Origin of the sequence: Pedobacter sp. V48, assembly GCF_000523515.1 — a bacterium.
In the GTDB taxonomy this organism is placed as follows: Bacteria; Bacteroidota; Bacteroidia; order Sphingobacteriales; family Sphingobacteriaceae; genus Pedobacter.
This window is the reverse complement of the sequence record NZ_AWRU01000008.1, coordinates 161,749-176,228: the sequence shown is the minus strand read 5'-3', so window position 1 is coordinate 176,228 and position 14,480 is coordinate 161,749. Positions and strand designations below refer to the sequence as shown.

Below are 14,480 nucleotides of genomic sequence, written 5' to 3'. Positions count from 1 at the left end.
AAATAGATATCTATTTGAACCTTTTTTGTTTTTAAGAGTACATATTAAATGGCAGGTTAACCTGATTGATCAGCTTCTTGCTGGAAATGATATGTTCAAAATCCAATCCTATAGTTAAATCTACCCAATCAGGGTTACATGACCTCACAACCCGCTCCTTTTGCATTCTGGTGAATCTGCTCATTATTTTAAATCTGCTTAAAGCCTGTGCTTCCGTTTTAAATTCTTCAAAATACACCAATCTAGTAAGTTGTTGACTGCTATCAAAAAACAAGCAAGGCATTTGCTTGTAGAAATCCAGCGTCTTAATTAAATCAGAACTCATTCCAACGTGTAAACTAGTACGGTTTCTGTCTGTTACAATGTATACGAACTTTTTCATGGCCTTAAGCTTAAATTATTATAAACTAAATTAATTAGTACTCCTTTTGGATATTCAAATAAATAATACTAACTTTATTGGCACAATAATACTAACTATTTTAGTAAAAACAAATAAATTTTAAATTTTTATTTTATGTCAAATATTTCATCCAACCTTAAGTACTTAAGAAAGAAAAAAGGCCACACACAGCAGCAATTCGCTGATGCAATGGGAATTAAAAGATCATTGATTGGTGCTTACGAAGAGGACAGAGCGGAACCAAAATATGATTTACTAAAAAAAATAGCAGAATATTTTGAACTGACTATAGATGAATTTATCAATGAAAATATAAACGACAGCTGGAAACCTAAACCAAAAAGCCAGGGTTCGAACCTTAGGATACTAAGTATATCTGTCGACAAAGACGACAATGAGAACATCGAGATGGTTCCTGTTAAAGCAAGCGCCGGATATTTAAATGGCTTCGCAGATCCACAGTATATTAAAGACCTACCCAAATTTCAATTGCCTCTGCCTTTCCTAAAACAAGGAACGTTCAGAGCCTTCGAAATCGTTGGCGATTCTATGTTACCTATCCAATCGGGAAGCGTAATATTGGGAGAATATATGGACAATTGGAATGATGTAAAAACTGGCGAAACCTATGTTATTGTGAGCAAGAATGAAGGTGTAGTTTATAAAAGAGCTGGCAATCGCTTTAAGGAAAACAAAGAACTGAAGTTAATCTCAGACAATAAAGTATATGATCCTTACACTATAGCAGCAGAAGATATTCTTGAAATCTGGAAAGCAAAAGCTTATATTTCATCTACCCTGCCTGACCCGACACCTGAGCCTACTATTGAAACGCTAACAAATATGATGTCTCAAATGCAGAAATCCATATCACAGCTAAACAAAAACTAATACGCTACAGAACAGCACTAAATGAATAAAGCTGAGCAATTCATAAACGACAGACTACTCAACAGGACAGAAAAAGGCTCATTAAGGAAATTGTCTGCAAAAGTTTTTCCTGTGGATTTTTGCTCTAATGATTATCTGGGCTTTGCAAGATCGCCTCAATTAAAAAATGCAACCCATAAGACTTTATTGCATGTCCCGCATTATGGCAATGGCGCTGCAGGTTCTCGTTTACTAAGTGGCAATCATGCTTTTACTGAACAGACTGAAGCCTTTATTGCTGACTTCCATAACGCAGAACAGGGTCTTATCTTTAATTCGGGATACGATGCCAACGTAGGTCTTATTTCAAGCTTAGCACAGCGTGGTGATACCATTATATCTGATGAATTGATTCATGCCAGTCTTATTGATGGTGCCCGACTAACCTATGCCAACCGATATTCTTTTAAACATAATAATCTTAACGACCTTGAAGCCAAACTAAAAGTTGCAAGGGGAAACGTTTATGTGATTATAGAAAGTGTTTACTCTATGGATGGTGACGTTGCGCCACTTACTGAAATAAATAGCCTGTGTGAAAGATATGAGGCAAACCTGATTGTTGATGAAGCGCATGCTTTGGGTATTTTTGGGAATTATGGACGGGGGTTAGTGCAGCAGGCAGGCCTGGAAGATAAAGTATTTGCACGCATCGTTACTTTTGGCAAGGCATTGGGCTGCCATGGGGCAATTGTATTAGGAAGCATTGCATTACGCAACTACCTCATCAATTTTGCACGTTCTTTCATCTACTCTACAGCAGCTCCTATGCATGCTATTGCAGCTATAAGAAGTGCTTACCAAATGCTAACCGAAACAGATTATAGCTCTTTAGTTGCAGAAAAAATAGCCTTGTATTCACGCTTAATTAATAACTCAGGCATCCAGAATATTCAACAAAGCCCAAGTACAATACAGACCATTATATACAACAGCAACCAAAAAGCTAAATTTGCTGCCGAAGCATTGCAAAATAAAGGTATAGATGTGCGTGCTATCTTAAGCCCTACCGTTGCAGAAGGTAAAGAGCGGCTAAGAATATGCTTACATCTATTTAATACCGATGAAGAAATTAAAATGCTCGTAGACCAACTTATATTATTAAAAGAACATGAATAATGCATATTTCGTTACCGGAATAGGAACCGGTATTGGTAAAACAATTGTAAGCTCAATATTAACAGAAAAACTACAGGCAGATTATTGGAAGCCCATCCAGTCAGGAGATCTGGAAATAAGCGATAGCTTATTTGTTGGAAACCTGATAAGCAATTCCAAAACGGTGATACATCCTGAACGATACAGACTTGGCCAGCCCCTTTCTCCCCACTTGTCGGCCAAAATAGATGGTGTTCACATTACCACTGATTCCATAAAAAAACCGATAACAGATAACAGTCTGATTATTGAAGGTGCGGGAGGTTTAATGGTACCATTGAACGATAAGGAACTTATATGCGACCTAATCAAATCACTTGCTGTAAAGGTTATTGTAGTTTCTCAGAACTACCTTGGCAGCATTAACCATACATTACTTACTCTAGCAGTCCTTAAAGCAAACAAGATCTCAATAGAAGGGCTGATATTCAACGGCACTGCAAATCCGGAGACAGAAGATTACATCCAGAATTATAGTGGGGTTAAGGTAATTGGAAAAATTCCTTTTATGAGTAGAATCGACAAAGAACATATCATCAGTGCCGGTCAACACATTAACTTATAAAATATACGACATAAAAAAAGGGAGCTAATGCTCCCTTTTTTTATAACTTAAGTTATATCTATTTTACTGCGTCAATTACAGCTTTAAAAGCTTCTGGGTGGTTCATAGCTAAGTCAGCTAAAACTTTACGGTTTAAACCGATATTTTTAGTGGCTAATTTACCAATTAATTGAGAGTAAGATATACCGTGTTGACGTGCTCCAGCGTTGATACGTTGAATCCACAATCCACGAAATTCTCTTTTCTTAACTTTACGGTCACGGTATGCATATTGCAAACCTTTTTCTACCGTATTTTTAGCAATGGTGAAAACCTTGCTTCTTGATCCCCAATAGCCTTTGGCTAAATTTAGGACTTTTTTCCTTCTTCTTCTCGAAGCTACTGCGTTTACCGAACGTGGCATGTTTTTGTTGTTTTTGATAAACGGTGTTGCGTATTACAGCAAACTTACTACCGGTTACCTGGTTAAAAATTTAATTATTTACCGATTGCAAGCATACGTTTAACGTTGCCCATATCAGCATCAGACACCATTGATGTTTGACCTAAGTTACGCTTACGTTTTGTCGACATCTTAGTTAAGATGTGGCTTTTGTATGCGTTCTTTCTTGCGATTTTACCTGTTCCAGTAAGCGAAAAACGCTTTTTAGCACTGGAATTGGTTTTCATTTTTGGCATAACCTGTTTTTATTATATGTAATTTATTTATTTCTTAGCAACTTTTGGAGCAAGTGTTAAAAACATACGCTTACCCTCTAATTTAGGTAGCAATTCTACCTTACCTATATCCTCAAGAGCCTGAGCAAATTTCAGAAGAAGAATCTCTCCTTGTTCTTTATAAACGATTGCTCTACCTTTAAAGTGAACATAAGCTCTAACTTTCTCACCATTTTCAAGGAAACTAACAGCATGCTTTAGTTTAAATTGAAAATCGTGATCGTTAGTGTTAGGTCCGAATCTAATCTCCTTAATAACAGTTTGTTTTGCGTTAGCTTTAATCTCTTTCTGCTTTTTCTTTTGCTCGTAAACAAACTTGCTGTAATCGATTATTCTACATACTGGAGGAACTGCATTCGGAGAAATCTCCACTAAATCCAATTCTAACTCATCGGCAAGGGCCAAAGCTTTTGCCAAAGGATAGATCCCCGGTTCAACATTATCTCCAGCTAATCTTACCTCTTGTGCCCTGATAAACTGATTAATATTATGTTCTGCTTCTTTTTTCTTAAAAGGAGGACGTGGTCCCCTATTAAATCCTGGTCTGCCTAATGCCAAATTTGTATCTTATTTAAACTGTTATTTCTTTAATTAATAATTCACTAAACTCTTGCAGGGTCATTTCACCTAAATCTCCTTCGCCATGTTTCCTTACAGAAACCTTTCCTTCAGCCATTTCCTTCTCACCAATAATCAACATATAAGGTATTTTTTTAACCTCTGCGTCTCTGATTTTCCTTCCAATCTTCTCATCACGAAAGTCAATCAGCCCGCGAATATCGGAATTATTTAGTTCATCTGAAACTTTTTTTGCATATTCTTCATACTTTTCTGAGATAGGAAGAATAATAAATTGTTCAGGAGAAAGCCACAATGGGAAATTACCAGCACAATGTTCAATCAAAACCGCGATAAAACGCTCAAGAGACCCAAATGGAGCTCTATGAATCATCACCGGTCTATGTTTTTGATTATCGCTGCCAGTATATTCCAACTCAAAGCGCTCTGGTAAATTATAATCAACCTGAATAGTTCCAAGCTGCCATTTTCTACCTAATGCATCCTTAACCATGAAATCCAATTTCGGGCCATAAAATGCTGCTTCGCCATACTCCACAACTGTTGGTAAGCCTTTTTCTGCAGCTGCTTCAATAATGGCCGTTTCTGCCAGATGCCAGTTCTCATCACTACCAATGTATTTTGCTCTGTTCTCAGGATCTCTTAAAGAAACCTGAGCGATATAATCATTGAAGCCTAATGATTTAAATACATATAGTACAAGATCAATTACTTTCTTAAACTCCTCTTTTACCTGGTCTGGCCGGCAGAATAAATGCGCATCGTCCTGAGTAAATCCACGAACCCTTGTTAGGCCATGCAACTCTCCGCTTTGCTCATAACGATATACGGTCCCAAATTCAGCAAAACGTAAAGGAAGGTCCTTATACGAACGTGGTTTCACTTTATAGATCTCGCAATGGTGCGGACAGTTCATCGGTTTAAGGAAAAACTCCTCTCCTTCCTGGGGTGTCTTTATTGGTTGAAATGCATCTTTACCGTATTTCTCGTAGTGCCCCGAAGTAATGTATAAATTCTTGTGGCCAATATGTGGAGTTACAACCTGCTCATACCCTGCCTTACCTTGTGCTTTTGTTAGAAACTGCACCAAACGCTCGCGCAATGCTGCACCTTTAGGTAACCACAATGGCAATCCCATCCCTACTTTTTCGGAAAAAGCAAACAGTTCAAGCTCCTTACCTAACTTTCTGTGATCTCTCTTCTTAGCTTCTTCAATCATATGAAGATATTCAGTAAGCTCACTTGCTTTAGGAAATGTAACACCATAAATACGTGTAAGCTGTTTTTTCGTTTCATCACCACGCCAGTAAGCGCCGGCAACGTTCATCAATTTAACAGCTTTAATAAACCCTGTATTAGGGATATGCGGACCACGACAGAGATCGGTAAATTGACCCTGGGTATAAAAAGTAATTTTGCCATCTTCAAGGCCGTCAATAAGATCTAACTTATATTCATCTCCTTTTTCAGTAAAATACTTAACCGCATCAGCTTTTGAAACTGATTCTCTAACAAAAATCTCTTTCTGTTTTGCCAATTCAATGATTTTTGCTTCGATAGCCTTAAAATCATCAGAAGAAAACTCTCTGTCGCCAAAATCTACATCATAGTAAAATCCGGTTTCAATAGCTGGTCCAATACCAAACTTTGTACCTGGGTACAATGCTTCCAATGCCTCAGCCATAATGTGGGCCGATGAATGCCAGAATGTGGCTTTACCCGCAGTATCGTTCCAGGTTAAAAGTTTCAAAGAAGCATCAGACTCTATTGGCCTGGATGAATCCCAAACTTCGCCGTTTACTTCGGCGGCCAAAACATTCCGGGCTAAACCCTCAGAAATTGATAATGCAATTTGATGGGCAGTTGTGCCCTTTTCGTACTGACGGCTAGAGCCATCAGGCAGTGTAATGTTAATCATCTACAACTATGATTTAAAAATTAATAAAATTTGTGTTATAAATCACCTACAATGTGATCCTGAATTACAAAGTTAACTAATATTCCGTACTTTCTAACCATCCATTTGCCAATACATCGGCTAAATGCATCGTTTTAAGCGGAATATTATTTTTGTCGATGTAACCCTGTAAATGCATCAGGCATGATAAATCGGTAGAAATCACATACTCAGCACCTTGCTCCAAAGCATTATTCACCTTCTGCTCAGCCATTGCCGATGAAATGGCATCAAATTTAACAGCAAAAGTACCGCCAAAGCCACAGCACATATCGGTATCCTTCATCTCTACCATTTCCAATCCGTGCACCTTAGACAAAAGTAACCTTGGCTCTTCTTTGATTTTACATTCACGGAGTCCGCTGCATGAATCATGATAAACGGCCTTTCCGTCTAGTTCTGCCCCAAAATAGTCTCTTTTAAGAACGTTTACCAGAAAATCTGAAAGTTCAAAAATATTGGATTGGATATTTCTACATTTATTATGCACAGTACTATTGGTAAACAGGTCGCTATAACCACTTTTAACCATACCAACACATGATGCAGATGGGGCTACTATATAATCTGTTTCCGAAAAATCACTAAGGAATTTAGTGCCTGTTTCCTTTGCCTGCTCCCAATAACCAGCGTTATAGGCAGGCTGACCGCAACAGGTCTGATTAGAATTATAGAACACCTCACAACCAGCCTTCTCCAATAACTTTATGGTATTAAATGCCGTTTCCGGATATAACTGATCTACAAAACAGGGTACAAATAATTCTACTTTCATTAATATTATATTCTCTATTATTTAGGTTAAAAGTGACCATTTTATTTAATATAAAACGAACACTATCACGCATTTATTTTAACGCGATGTGTGCTATAACGTCAAGCATTTATGGTAAGTATTTTATAAAAGAGATTTCTTTTCAACACCTCTTAGCACCACCAAAAATAACAAACCAATTATAAAAAATGATGCCAAAGCTATTATCGAGTTCCGCATATTTCCTGTTACTTCCTCAATGTAAGCAAAACTAAACAAACCAATTACAATGGCCATCTTTTCGGTTACATCATAAAAGCTAAAGAAAGAGGCTGTATCAGGGGTATTGGCAGGCAAATATTTTGAATACGTTGATCTTGACAAGGATTGAATACCTCCCATAATTAAACCAACAATAGCGGCCAGTCCATAAAATTGGTATTCATTGGTGATGTAATATGCACAAACACAAGTGGCAATCCAAATGAGTACCACATAGATCAATACACGAACATTTCCAATTTTCTTTGCAAAATGAGACATCATCATGGCACCCAATATGGCTACCAACTGTATAATTAAAATGGTTACAATAAGTTTAGAAGTTCCCAGCTTTAAAGTCTTTTCTCCAAAACCCGCCGCTGCGAGCATAATGGTTTGTACACCCATTGAATAAAAGAAAAATGCCAGTAAAAACATTTTAAGCACCCTCATATGGCGTAACTGGTTCCAAACTTTAGACAACTCCTGGAAGCCACTCCGTACAACACTTTTATTAATCGACGAGTAATTTGGGCTACCTGCCGGAAGTTTTTTAAACGGGATCTGTGCAAAGGCGATCCACCATATCCCCACCAGCAAGAATGATAACCTTGGCGGGAATGATAAATCTGTAATACCAAACAGTTGAGGTTTCAACACAAAAACAAAACAAATGATCTGAAGCAAAACACTACCTACATAACCATAAGCAAAGCCTTTTGCGCTTACCGCATCTTGCTGATCTACGGTAGCTATTTCCGGCAGATATGAATTATTAAACAACACCCCTCCTATGTACCCCATGGCAGCTATAGCAAAACAGATAATGCCCAGCTCCAGTGTATCAAGCTTAAAAAAGTACAACCCCATGCAGGCAATACCGCCTATGTAGGTAAAGATTTTCATGAAAATCTTTTTGTTACCCCTGTAATCTGCAATCGACGAAAGGATAGGCAACAACAAAGCCATTATCAGATAGGCCACAGATAGCGCATAGTTCGACAGGGCTGTATTGGTAAAAGTTCTTCCAAAAAAAGAAACTTTATCACCATGTTCCTGGGTGGTAGTTATTATGGTATAATAAGCAGGAAAAATGGTAGAAGTAATAACTAGATTATATGCTGAATTAGCCCAGTCAAAGAACGCCCAGGAGCGGATAACTTTTTTATCGTTTTTTTGTTCCATGTATTAAATGAGCCACTAAAGTAACTAAAAAAATAGCATTCGGTATTAATTTACTTTCTCCAATTTGGTAGCTCCTGATTTTTTCTCATCAACGTTTTTCGGGTTCCCTTTATAATATACCTCGCTTGAACCTGAAGTTTTAATTTTCAGATCGTTCAGGACATTTATGTTGGCCTTTCCGGTTCCATCGATATTGATATCGTAAATACCTGCTACAAAATCAAATGCATTAACAGTGGATGTTCCTTTAGCTGTTAAATTGTGTACACCGGTCTGGCCAGTCAGGGCAAGCTTACCAATCCCATCAATCCTGGTAATTAGTTTAGATGCACTCAAGTCCAGGGAAACATCAGATGTACCTTCAAGTTTTAAATCAACATCTGTTGCATAAATACGACCCTCACTAACAACTTTCACTGCCCCTACAGTATTTAGCTTTTTCAATTCACCAATCCCTGCATAAACAACTACAGAGTCTGTACCGCAATATATTCCATCGTCTAGTTTCACCCTAAGTTCGCCACTGCTCACATCAGTCCTTACCATGTTAACAATACTAGAATCTGCATCAATTTTTATAGCATAAGAACTATCTTGTTTGATCACAAGTTTAATAGCTCCGGTAATTTTTATCTGATCAAAATTCTTTACAACAGCATCCTTAACAACATGTTTACCAGAATCCTGTATACATTCAGAGGAACATCCTGCTAAAAGAGCAGGCATAGCACAAACAATAGCGATAATCTTTCTCATAATATTAAAGGTAATAATTTTTCCCGTCCGTTTTAATTTTCCCGGCATCAAGCAACTCTCTTATCCGGTCTAGTATCTCATTTTCAGCGCCAACTTTTATGGCGTTCACCAGGTCGTCCAATGCATGCGCCTGACTCTGTAATAAAGTAACAATCTCAAAATCTATCTTATCAGATAACTGCTCCAGATCTTCAGCTTTTTTCTCTGCAAGGCAGATGTCGCATACCCCACATTTATCAGAATCAGGCTCGTCAAAATAAGTCAGCAGCTGGATGCTTCTGCATTCCGCTTTTCCGGCATAAGCCAGTACCGCATTTATCTGATCTGTTTGAATTTTCTTTCTCAGTTCAATATACTTAACATCAATGTCTATATGGAGCAAATCAACTCTGGCGCGTATATATTGCAGCTGGGGCTGATCGCTTTGGGGCAGATAAGACAAAATACCCTGATCCTGTAAATTGTTCAGCAGCCGTACCACATCATTAAATGACATCCTTACTATCTTGGCAATATCCGCTTCCTGAATTTTCACATATTGATCAAAAGCACCTCCATATGACCTTAAAATTGCCTTAATAAGCGGATCATACCCCGCATTTTCTATCTGAAAGCGATAAACATCTTCGTTGCCAATTGTAAACAGCACCCTGGACTGTAAAAAAATATTTTCCGACAAGGTGATATATCCATCACGTTCCAAAAATTTAAGGGCGGCAATTGTTTTTACCACGCCCACATTAAACCGTTTACAGAAATCGGCAATATCGAAGTTAAAACTTAAGCCTTCACCAGCACCAAATGCCAGTTGAAAGTAATTGCCCAAATAATGATATATCTTTTTAATCTCGTCTAACGTAGGAAAACTATTGGCGTACTTAGCCTGCAGGGCCATCTGATCTGACTTATTGGACAATAAAACGCCATATGATCTTTTACCATCCCTGCCTGCCCTGCCAGCTTCCTGATAATATGCTTCTAAACTTTCGGGTAAATCCAGGTGAACTACAAAACGAACATCAGGTTTATCTATTCCCATTCCAAAAGCATTGGTGGCCACCATTACGCGAATGATGTTCTGCTTCCAGTTTTCCTGCCTTTTAAAGCGTTCTTCCTTTTCAACCCCCGCATGGTAAAAATCAGCAACAACACCATTTCGTTTTAAAAACAATGCTATTTCCGAGGTTTCTCGTCGGTTCCGCACATACACCAGTCCACTACCCTTTACATTTTTAACAATATCTATCAGCTTTCTGTGCTTGTCCTCATCGTTTAAAACCACATAGCTTAGGTTTTTACGGGCGAAACTCTGTACAAAAATCTTCGCATTTTTAAACTGTAATTTCTCTACAATATCATTTCGCACAAACTGAGTGGCGGTAGCTGTTAAAGCCAAAACCGGCACCTTTGGATGAATCTCTCTGATGGCACTAACCAATAGATATGGTGGTCTGAAATCATAACCCCATTGAGAAACGCAATGCGCTTCATCAACTGCTATAAGATTTACATTCATGTAAGAGATGCGTTCTCTAACCAATTCAGAAAGCAACCGCTCCGGAGACAAGTAAAGAAACTTAATATTGCCATAAATGCAATTGTCTAAAAGGATATCGATCTCTCTTTTACCCATGCCTGCATAAATGGCCACTGCATTGATCCCCTTGTCTTTTAACCCCTCAACCTGATCTTTCATTAATGCTACCAGCGGCGAAATAACAATACATATTCCCTCCATAACCATTGCAGGTACCTGAAAGCAAAGCGATTTGCCCCCTCCAGTTGGCAATAATGCTAACGTGTCATTTCCGTTTAAAACCGATGCAATAATTTCATCCTGTGATGGCCTGAAACTATCAAATCCCCAGTATCGTTTTAATATCTCTACTTCACTCATAAAAAGGTTAAGCCCAAAACTATAAAAATGAACTGATATTACTAAATTGCGGGCTAATTAACACCCGTCGCTTATGAGAACATCATTACTACTATTATGTTTCCTTCCTATACTGCATTTCAGCTACGCCCAGGAAAAAAAATGGGATGTTGAAAAATTTCATGGACCTACTAAAACGTTTAATATCAGCACAGATGAGGGTACATGGATGAATTTAGATGTAAGCGCCGATGGTAAAGACATCGTTTTTGATCTTTTGGGTGATATTTATACCATGCCCGTTACAGGTGGCACGGCCGCGCTGTTGAGCGGAGGTGTTGCCTGGGATGTTCAACCGCGCTTTAGTCCGAATGGCAAATACATATCCTACACCAGCGATAAAACCGGAGCGGATAACATTTGGATTATGAACCGCGACGGATCGAATAAAAGACAAATTACCAAAGAAACATTCAGGCTGCTAAACAATGCCACATGGATGCCAAACAGCGACTACCTGATTGCCCGCAAGCATTTTACCGGCAGCCGCTCACTAGGTGCCGGAGAAATGTGGATGTATAGTATATATGGTGGCGACGGTGTACAATTAACCAAAAGAAAAAACGACCAGCAAGATGCGGGTGAGCCTAACGTATCGCCTGATGGCAGATATTTATACTTTAGTGAAGATGTATCGCCGGGCCCTAATTTCGAGTACAGCAAAGATCCAAACGGTGTAATATATGCGATCCGTCAGCTAGACATGACTACCGGCAAATTAACAGATTTGATAGAGCAACCTGGGGGCTCCGCTCGTCCTCAGATCTCGCCCGATGGCAAAATGATGGCTTATGTTAAACGCGTCAGATTAAAATCGGTGCTTGTTGTACAGAATATTAATTCGGGCGAAGAATGGACACTAACAGAAGACCTTACTCACGATCAACAGGAAACATGGGCTATATTTGGTGTCTACCCTAATTTTGCTTGGACTCCCGATTCCAAAAACATCATTTTTTATGCTAAAGGAAAAATCAAAAAGATAGAGCTCAGCTCATTGGTTATTTCCGATATCCCTTTTAAAGTAACAAGCACGCAGACCATACAAGAATCGCTGCATTTCCCGAAACAAGTATTCAGTGCTGAGTTCACCTCAAAAATGATCAGGCAGTTAACCACCTCGCCCGATGGTAAGTTTGTCGTATTTAATGCAGCAGGGTTTTTATATAAAAAAGAGCTGCCAAATGGCACTCCCGAGAGGGTTACCAACGGTATTGATTTTGAATTTGAGCCAGACATTAGTCCGGATGGAAAATTTGTAATTTACACCACATGGAGCGATGAGTTTAAAGGCTCCATTAAAAGAGCTGATCTGAAATCTGGCAAAACAATACCACTTACTGATGAAAAGGGTCTCTATTATTCTCCATCGTACTCTACCAAAGGAGATAAAATTGTTTACCGTAAAGGTGTTGGAAACGATGTTTTAGGATATGCTTATGGCCGTGGTACAGGTATATTTACCATGTCGGCAGATGGATCAGCAAAAACATTGATCTCTGAAAACGGCATAAAACCACAGTTTAACAAAGACGATACCCGCATCTTTTTTCAAGGAAATGAGGATGGCAAAAAGGCATTTAAAAGTGTAGATCTAAATGGCGGTAACCCACGCACACATTACACCTCTACCTATGTTACCCAGTTTTGCCCAAGCCCTGATGGCAAATGGATGGCATTTACGGAGTTATTCAATGTATACATCACCCCTATGGTTACCACGGGATCGCCTTTAGAACTTTCATCAACAAACAAATCCATTCCACTTACTAGGGTAACTAAAGATGCCGGAACTTATTTGCACTGGAGTAATGATGGCAGCAAATTACAATGGACATTAGGGGAGCAATACTTTAGCCGCGAAATTAAAAACAGCTTTAATTTTGTAGAGGGTGCACCACAAACCATTCCGCCGCCAGATTCTACAGGTGTTTCTATTGGCCTGCGTCTTAAAACGGATGTACCGGATGGTATAACTGCTTTAAAAGGAGCCAGAATAATTACCATGAAGAGTGACGAAGTGATTGAAGAAGGAACCATTATAGTAGATCATAATAAAATTGTAGCAGTAGGTAAAGCAAGCGAAGTAAGTGTACCTCAGAACGCTAAAGTGATTGATGTAACAGGAAAAACTATAATGCCAGGTATTATAGATGTACACGCACATTTACGCACCAGTCCGGATGGCATTAGTCCGCAACAAGATTGGTCGTATCTTGCTAATCTTGCTTTCGGTGTAACTACTTCGCACGATCCATCTAGTAATACAGAAATGGTATTTAGCCAATCAGAGATGATCAGATCTGGTCGCATGGTAGGGCCAAGATTATACTCAACCGGTTCTATATTATATGGTGCCGATGGTGATTTCAAGGTAGTCATTAACAGCTTAGACGATGCCTTATCTCACCTTAGAAGATTAAAAGCTGTGGGTGCTTTCTCTGTTAAATCGTACAATCAGCCTCGTCGTGATCAGCGTCAGCAGATTTTAGAAGCCGCCCGACTATTAAAAATGGAAGTAGTTCCAGAAGGTGGTTCTACCTTCTTCACCAACATGAACATGATTTCTGATGGGCATACCGGCATTGAGCACAGCATCCCAGTTGCTCCTGTCTATAAGGATGTAGTTTCATTTTGGAACAATACTAAAGTAGCATACACCCCTACACTTATTGTAAGTTACGGCAGTCAGTGGGGCGAAAACTATTGGTACGACAGAACCAATGTATGGGAAAATGAACGATTAATGGCATTTACGCCTCGCCCGATCGTAGATTCACGTTCAAGAAGGAGAACTACCTCTGAATATGGAGATTACGGCCACATTGAAGTATCAAAAGCGGTTAAGCAAATTGCTGATGGCGGCACTAAAGTAAACTTAGGAGCCCATGGACAAATCCAGGGTCTGGGAGCGCATTGGGAGCTATGGATGCTGGTACAAGGCGGCATGACTCCTTTACAAGCCATCAGATCGGCCACGGTAAACGGCGCTTCTTATCTGGGTATGGATAAAGAAATAGGTTCCTTGGAAAACGGCAAACTTGCTGATCTGGTAATTATGGATGCCAATCCATTGGACGATATCAGAAATTCAGAAAAAATTAAATATGTAATGGTAAACGGTCGCATTTATGACAGCTTATCTATGAATGAAATTGGCGGTCGCGAAAAATTACGTGGCAAACTATGGTTTGAGATGGGCAAAGGTATGGTTTACAGTTTCCCAACGGGAAATGCTGAAACCTGGACCTTTACCGTCCCTAATTGCGAGTAAAATCA

At 39.0% G+C, this 14,480-nt stretch carries 13 protein-coding genes; 4 read left to right on the top strand and 9 right to left on the bottom strand.

All coding sequences use genetic code 11. The features are described 5' to 3' along the window. Positions 1–31: 31 nt before the first annotated feature. Entirely contained in the window at positions 32–382 is a 351-nt protein-coding gene (locus N824_RS09985) for a GIY-YIG nuclease family protein (RefSeq protein ID WP_048905007.1), read from the bottom strand. A gap of 135 nt (positions 383–517) precedes the next feature. Between N824_RS09985 and N824_RS09980 the strand changes: the two genes are divergently transcribed. The 3 genes from N824_RS09980 to bioD are packed head-to-tail and all read left to right on the top strand — an operon-like array spanning position 518 to position 3,056. Then, positions 518–1,294: a LexA family transcriptional regulator gene (locus N824_RS09980; RefSeq protein WP_048905006.1), complete on the top strand. Its 777-nt coding sequence runs from the start codon at positions 518–520 to the stop codon at positions 1,292–1,294. 21 nt (positions 1,295–1,315) lie between these two features. Continuing rightward, a complete protein-coding gene (locus N824_RS09975) occupies positions 1,316–2,452 on the top strand; it encodes an 8-amino-7-oxononanoate synthase (RefSeq protein WP_048905005.1) in 1,137 nt (378 codons plus the stop codon). Continuing rightward, on the top strand, positions 2,445–3,056 hold the full coding sequence (bioD, locus tag N824_RS09970; protein WP_048905004.1) for a dethiobiotin synthase: 612 nt from the start codon (positions 2,445–2,447) through the stop codon (positions 3,054–3,056). Before N824_RS09975 ends, bioD begins: the two co-directional genes overlap by 8 nt. 58 nt (positions 3,057–3,114) lie before the next feature. On the opposite strand, the gene rplT is transcribed toward bioD, so the two are convergent. The 8 genes from rplT to N824_RS09930 form a co-directional block, all read right to left on the bottom strand. Further along, positions 3,115–3,459: a 50S ribosomal protein L20 gene (gene rplT / locus N824_RS09965; protein ID WP_048905003.1), complete on the bottom strand. Its 345-nt coding sequence runs from the start codon at positions 3,457–3,459 to the stop codon at positions 3,115–3,117. A gap of 74 nt (positions 3,460–3,533) precedes the next feature. Beyond that, the gene (gene rpmI / locus N824_RS09960; RefSeq protein ID WP_048905002.1) at positions 3,534–3,734 is read right to left on the bottom strand and encodes a 50S ribosomal protein L35; all 201 of its coding nucleotides are present in this window, start codon (positions 3,732–3,734) and stop codon (positions 3,534–3,536) included. A 27-nt stretch (positions 3,735–3,761) separates the two neighbouring features. After that, positions 3,762–4,331, bottom strand: a complete 570-nt coding sequence (infC, locus tag N824_RS09955; protein WP_008238148.1) for a translation initiation factor IF-3 — start codon at positions 4,329–4,331, stop codon at positions 3,762–3,764. A 13-nt stretch (positions 4,332–4,344) separates the two neighbouring features. Continuing rightward, positions 4,345–6,270 carry a threonine--tRNA ligase gene (gene thrS / locus N824_RS09950; protein WP_048905001.1) on the bottom strand — a complete coding sequence of 642 codons (1,926 nt, stop codon included), beginning with the start codon at positions 6,268–6,270 and terminating at the stop codon, positions 4,345–4,347. Positions 6,271–6,346: 76 nt separating this feature from the next. Next, a complete protein-coding gene (locus N824_RS09945) occupies positions 6,347–7,084 on the bottom strand; it encodes a (Fe-S)-binding protein (RefSeq protein WP_048905000.1) in 738 nt (245 codons plus the stop codon). A 123-nt stretch (positions 7,085–7,207) separates the two neighbouring features. Next, entirely contained in the window at positions 7,208–8,509 is a 1,302-nt protein-coding gene (locus N824_RS09940; protein ID WP_048904999.1) for an MFS transporter, read from the bottom strand. A gap of 45 nt (positions 8,510–8,554) precedes the next feature. Further along, positions 8,555–9,265, bottom strand: a complete 711-nt coding sequence (locus tag N824_RS09935; protein ID WP_235207058.1) for a head GIN domain-containing protein — start codon at positions 9,263–9,265, stop codon at positions 8,555–8,557. Between the two features lie 4 nt (positions 9,266–9,269). Continuing rightward, positions 9,270–11,162, bottom strand: a complete 1,893-nt coding sequence (locus N824_RS09930; protein ID WP_048904998.1) for an ATP-dependent DNA helicase RecQ — start codon at positions 11,160–11,162, stop codon at positions 9,270–9,272. Positions 11,163–11,235: 73 nt separating this feature from the next. Here N824_RS09930 and N824_RS09925 point away from each other — a divergent pair, with 73 nt between their 5' ends. Then, positions 11,236–14,475, top strand: coding sequence for an amidohydrolase family protein (locus N824_RS09925; RefSeq protein ID WP_048904997.1), 3,240 nt, complete (start codon positions 11,236–11,238; stop codon positions 14,473–14,475). Positions 14,476–14,480: the final 5 nt, after the last annotated feature.

Excerpts from the sequence above, each read along its gene's own strand:
- N824_RS09985 (WP_048905007.1), bottom strand. The coding sequence starts at position 382 with ATGAAAAAGTTCGTATACATTGTAACAGACAGAAACCGTACTAGTTTA.
- N824_RS09980 (WP_048905006.1), top strand. The coding sequence starts at position 518 with ATGTCAAATATTTCATCCAACCTTAAGTACTTAAGAAAGAAAAAAGGC.
- N824_RS09975 (WP_048905005.1), top strand. The coding sequence starts at position 1,316 with ATGAATAAAGCTGAGCAATTCATAAACGACAGACTACTCAACAGGACA.
- bioD (WP_048905004.1), top strand. The coding sequence starts at position 2,445 with ATGAATAATGCATATTTCGTTACCGGAATAGGAACCGGTATTGGTAAA.
- rplT (WP_048905003.1), bottom strand. The coding sequence starts at position 3,459 with ATGCCACGTTCGGTAAACGCAGTAGCTTCGAGAAGAAGAAGGAAAAAA.
- rpmI (WP_048905002.1), bottom strand. The coding sequence starts at position 3,734 with ATGCCAAAAATGAAAACCAATTCCAGTGCTAAAAAGCGTTTTTCGCTT.
- thrS (WP_048905001.1), bottom strand. The coding sequence starts at position 6,270 with ATGATTAACATTACACTGCCTGATGGCTCTAGCCGTCAGTACGAAAAG.
- N824_RS09945 (WP_048905000.1), bottom strand. The coding sequence starts at position 7,084 with ATGAAAGTAGAATTATTTGTACCCTGTTTTGTAGATCAGTTATATCCG.
- N824_RS09940 (WP_048904999.1), bottom strand. The coding sequence starts at position 8,509 with ATGGAACAAAAAAACGATAAAAAAGTTATCCGCTCCTGGGCGTTCTTT.
- N824_RS09935 (WP_235207058.1), bottom strand. The coding sequence starts at position 9,265 with ATGAGAAAGATTATCGCTATTGTTTGTGCTATGCCTGCTCTTTTAGCA.
- N824_RS09930 (WP_048904998.1), bottom strand. The coding sequence starts at position 11,162 with ATGAGTGAAGTAGAGATATTAAAACGATACTGGGGATTTGATAGTTTC.
- N824_RS09925 (WP_048904997.1), top strand. The coding sequence starts at position 11,236 with ATGAGAACATCATTACTACTATTATGTTTCCTTCCTATACTGCATTTC.